Genomic DNA, 967 nt, shown 5'->3' on the forward strand with positions numbered 1-967 from the left:
CCTGTACGCGCCACAACGGGTAAAGCGCCGAAGAGGCAAAATACATCGGGAAGATCACGAAGTTCATGATGCCGGCGAAGTTTTCCAGCTGCTTGATCAGGGATGACAAAAGCATTCCAAGCGCACCCAGCATCATGCCCGACAGGAACAGCGCCGGCAGCGTCAGCAGATACCCGGACGGCGGCGCCTTGACGCCCCAGAACCAGGCGATGAACAGGAAGGCGTAGACCTGAATGATGGAAACGGCAACGCCGGCCAATAGCTTCGACACCAGCAGGAACCAGCGCGGAAACGGACTGACGAGAAGCGTGCGCATATTGCCCATTTCCCGGTCGTAGACCATGGAGAGGGATGATTGCATGCCGCTGAACAGGAGGATCATGCCGCAAAGGCCGGGTGTGATATAGACTTCGTAAAGCACATAGGTCTGATAGGGCGGGATAATCGAAACGCCGAGCACCTGCCTGAACCCAGCCGCAAAGATAAACAGCCACAGCAGAGGGCGCACCAGCGACGAGATGAAACGTTCGCGCTGGTTGAGATAGCGCAGGCCTTCACGGATGAGAATACCCTTCAGGCAAACCAGATAATTCATCACGCCGAAGCGCATGCGTCCGATCGACACGTGGCTGGCAATGTGCGTCATAGCCGGTTCCCCGCATTCAGTGCATATATCCCGGTAAGCCGCGAGAACGCCTCGTTGATCGTCTCCGCCCCGGCGTTCTTGACCACGTCATGCACCGGACCGTTGGCGACGAGCTTGCCCTGGTTGAGGACAATGACCTGATCCGCATGACTGACCTCGTCGATCAGATGCGTCGCCCACAGGACGCTGATTCCCTTCTCCTCCACCAGCTTGCGGATATCGGCAAGGATGGTGGCACGCGATTTGATATCGAGGCCAACCGTCGCTTCGTCGAGCAGCAACAGCGAGGGTTCGTGCAACAGCGCCCGCACAATCTCCACG

Annotated in this window: 1 protein-coding gene and 1 pseudogene; both read right to left on the minus strand. The window is 58.0% G+C overall.

The genetic code is table 11. The features are described from left to right. Positions 1-646, minus strand: a 646-nt coding sequence (locus ACXJ5O_RS28285) for an ABC transporter permease (protein WP_457302809.1), incomplete at its 3' end; no start/stop codon positions are given. Next, a pseudogene (locus ACXJ5O_RS28290) lies at positions 643-967 on the minus strand (ABC transporter ATP-binding protein); the annotation flags it as partial. The gene ACXJ5O_RS28285 and the pseudogene ACXJ5O_RS28290, both read right to left, overlap by 4 nt.

The organism is Phyllobacterium sp. P5_D12, assembly GCF_054049495.1.